Origin of the sequence: Klebsiella sp. 4_1_44FAA, assembly GCF_000238715.1 — a bacterium.
GTDB lineage: Bacteria > Pseudomonadota > Gammaproteobacteria > Enterobacterales > Enterobacteriaceae > Klebsiella > Klebsiella pneumoniae.
Window position 1 is genome coordinate 38,138 of sequence record NZ_JH414800.1, and the last position, 2,811, is coordinate 40,948.

Consider the following 2,811-nt stretch of genomic DNA (forward strand, 5'->3'; position numbering starts at 1 on the left):
GTTACTGGCCCGGTGAATATGCAGACCGTAACCGTGCAGTGGCTAATCAGCGAATGACCGGGAGTAATGCGCGGTGGAAATGGACAACAGATTACAACCGTCGCTCGATAGCGGAAACGGCGATGTACCGGGTAAAACAGCTGTTCGGGGGTTCACTGACGCTGCGTGACTACGATGGTCAGGTTGCGGAGGCTATGGCCCTGGTACGAGCGCTGAACAAAATGACGAAAGCAGGTATGCCTGAAAGCGTGCGTATTGCCTGAAAACACAACCCGCTACGGGGGAGACTTACCCGAAATCTGATTTATTCAACAAAGCCGTAAATCTTCAAAAGCAGCTTAACTACAACCCAGATCACTTAGAAGCTCTGCGAACAACAAAGGGAGTTATCCCTGCTCCTGCTCCTGCTCCTGCTCCTGCTCCTGCAATAGTTTTGAAAACCGCTGAGAGAAAGGAAAGTATCGGTAAAAAAATTGCAGAACTGGAACTACGGCTCAGAGAAGACAAACGGAACGAAATCGTAGAAAAGATCCTTCAAAAGAATGCAGCCAAACAGCAAAAGCATCTCAGGCTCACCGGCTGGATTCCCTTTTTACAACGGCTCATAGAGCTTCTCAGAAAATATGGAAAGAGCATCCTCCACAATGTTCCTACAAACTTCTCAGAAGTCTATTCAACACATCATCTGAAACCTACAAGAAAAATTCGTTTATAGACAGCTAGTTGTAAACACCTTTCGTAACCTAACTCAATTGCTTAGTAATAAATTTGTGTTTAGTCAAGAAAATATTGATCGTTATTACAGATCGATAATCTATCTATGATAGACAATAACTATCAAGTAACAATCATCGATCGGTACAAGCAATTTTACTAAAGCGAGTCGGTCATCGAGAATCCCTACAAACAGCAGTAAATCTTCCACCCTGGGGTTGCTATGAAAAACGAAACAATTAAGTGCCCGTTCTGCTTTCAGGAGAGTCCGTTTGGTGTCCGTGTCTGCACTGGCTGTCATTCAACTATTAGATATGGAGCCGTTTCAGCCTGGTTAGCTTTACTAATAGGAATTGTGCTGTTAGCGATTGCTTTTCTTATATTCGCTATCAGTCAAAATTTTATATTAACTGTCGTTATCTATTTTGCGTCAGCAATTTCTTTAAGATTTTTTTTACGTAAGAAATTTGCACACAGAGCCGTTTTCACACATAAAAGCTAACCCTGTCCAAATATAATAAGGAAGATAAAATGAATAAATTTATTGTTACATCATTTTTTATTGCAATATTTTCAATTTCTGGCTGTTCTACATCCGGCAACCAAAAAATCAAAAATGAAACGGCACAGAGTCTACAATCAAAAATAATTAAAAACAAAACAACTAAGGCAGAGCTAGTTGCTCAACTTGGTGAGCCTGATACCAGAACGACTCTTGACGATGGCAACGAGCAATGGAGATATTTCATGTATAACAATCAGTTCAATGCCTCGACTTTTATCCCTGTTGTTGGTTTGCTAACTGGCGGTTCCCAGACTCAGTCTAAAACTCTCGAAATCGACTTCAATGGAGAAACCGTAAGCAAATGGACATTCTCTACTGATAATAACAATACAAAATCTGGCATTCTTAATTAATCGTTTCCTGGACAAGAAAATGAAAACATACTCAATTCTCGCAGTTATCCTTTCTACTTTTCTATTAACAGCCTGTAATTCAGAACCTTCTGAAAAAGATATATTTAATGTTTTTAAAAGTGTTGTAGACAGGTCAAATGCAAGTATGAAAGCTCTGAACTCAAGTATTCCCGAAAAAGATCTTTTAAGAATCGATTATGTGAAGAAAGTAAGTTGCACAGAAGAAGCAAACAATGTTTATAACTGCATTGTCGATGCCTCGATTAGCAATATGAAACAGACAAAGCCTGTTAAGCTTGTGAAAGCTGATGGTATCTGGAAAGAAATACAACAATAGAAAGCCATATTGCTTTAAAGCCCCTAATAGTAGGGGCTTTTATTTGAATATTCATTAAATATTTAGCTGTTTATTATAATTGTTACAGAAACCTTGTGCATCTTCAAGTGTAGTGTATTGAGTCGCTTCTGGACCATCATAAACATCATTAGTCCCTTCATAGTAGATAAAAATGACTTTTTTACCTTCGACTTCTTTTATCTCTGCGGTAAGTCTTTTTTGAGAGGTTTTAAAATCACCTGTTGGGAGTGGTGATTTTGAGAAGGGATTTTTTCCATAAGCCATGAGGTTGTTCTCTTATAAACCAAATGAGCTATAAGTATGATGCTATCCGTTGGGAAAATCAAACAAAAATTAGATTACTTAACAATATACAATTCTGGTTTCATTAATCGAAGTCTTTCAATCATTTCCTGGCTTTGTTGAATAAATCGAACTTTTGCTGAGTTGAAGGATCAGATCACGTATCTTCCCGACAACGCAGACCGTTCCGTGGCAAAGCAAAAGTTCAAAATCACCAACTGGCCCACCTACAATAAAGCCCTCATCAACCGTGGCTCCATAACTTTCTGGCTGGATGATGAAGCTATTCAGGCCTGGTATGAGTCAGCAACACCTTCTTCACGAGGCAGACCTCAGCGCTATTCTGACCTTGCCATCACGACTGTGCTGGTCATTAAACGCGTGTTCAGGTTGACCCTGCGGGCTGCACAGGGTTTTATTGATTCCATTTTTACACTGATGAATGTTCCGTTGCGCTGCCCGGATTACACCAGTGTCAGCAAGCGCGCAAAAGTCGGTTAAATGTCAGTTTCAAAACGTTCACCCGGGGTGAAATCGCC

Annotated in this window: 3 protein-coding genes and 3 pseudogenes; 5 read left to right on the forward strand and 1 reads right to left on the reverse strand. The window is 40.1% G+C overall.

What is annotated here, in order from left to right:
- From HMPREF1024_RS15200 to HMPREF1024_RS28730, 4 genes and pseudogenes are all read left to right on the forward strand, one after another.
- Positions 1-263: pseudogene (locus HMPREF1024_RS15200) on the forward strand (IS5/IS1182 family transposase); the annotation flags it as partial.
- Between the two features lie 59 nt (positions 264-322).
- A pseudogene (locus HMPREF1024_RS30055) lies at positions 323-715 on the forward strand (relaxase); the annotation flags it as partial.
- 530 nt (positions 716-1,245) lie between these two features.
- Positions 1,246-1,632, forward strand: a complete 387-nt coding sequence (locus HMPREF1024_RS15195; protein ID WP_001549551.1) for a hypothetical protein — start codon at positions 1,246-1,248, stop codon at positions 1,630-1,632.
- A 19-nt stretch (positions 1,633-1,651) separates the two neighbouring features.
- Positions 1,652-1,969: a hypothetical protein gene (locus tag HMPREF1024_RS28730; RefSeq protein ID WP_001549552.1), complete on the forward strand. Its 318-nt coding sequence runs from the start codon at positions 1,652-1,654 to the stop codon at positions 1,967-1,969.
- 54 nt (positions 1,970-2,023) lie between these two features.
- Here HMPREF1024_RS28730 and HMPREF1024_RS28735 read toward each other — a convergent pair whose 3' ends face one another.
- A complete protein-coding gene (locus tag HMPREF1024_RS28735; RefSeq protein WP_001549553.1) occupies positions 2,024-2,254 on the reverse strand; it encodes a hypothetical protein in 231 nt (76 codons plus the stop codon).
- A gap of 162 nt (positions 2,255-2,416) precedes the next feature.
- On the opposite strand from HMPREF1024_RS28735, the pseudogene HMPREF1024_RS0126375 reads away from it, so the two are divergent.
- Positions 2,417-2,811, forward strand: a pseudogene (locus HMPREF1024_RS0126375) (transposase); the annotation flags it as partial.

What these genes read in the sequence shown, in the direction of transcription:
- HMPREF1024_RS15195 (WP_001549551.1), top strand. Translation starts at nt 1,246, where the DNA reads ATGAATAAATTTATTGTTACATCATTTTTTATTGCAATATTTTCAATT.
- HMPREF1024_RS28730 (WP_001549552.1), top strand. Translation starts at nt 1,652, where the DNA reads ATGAAAACATACTCAATTCTCGCAGTTATCCTTTCTACTTTTCTATTA.
- HMPREF1024_RS28735 (WP_001549553.1), bottom strand. Translation starts at nt 2,254, where the DNA reads ATGGCTTATGGAAAAAATCCCTTCTCAAAATCACCACTCCCAACAGGT.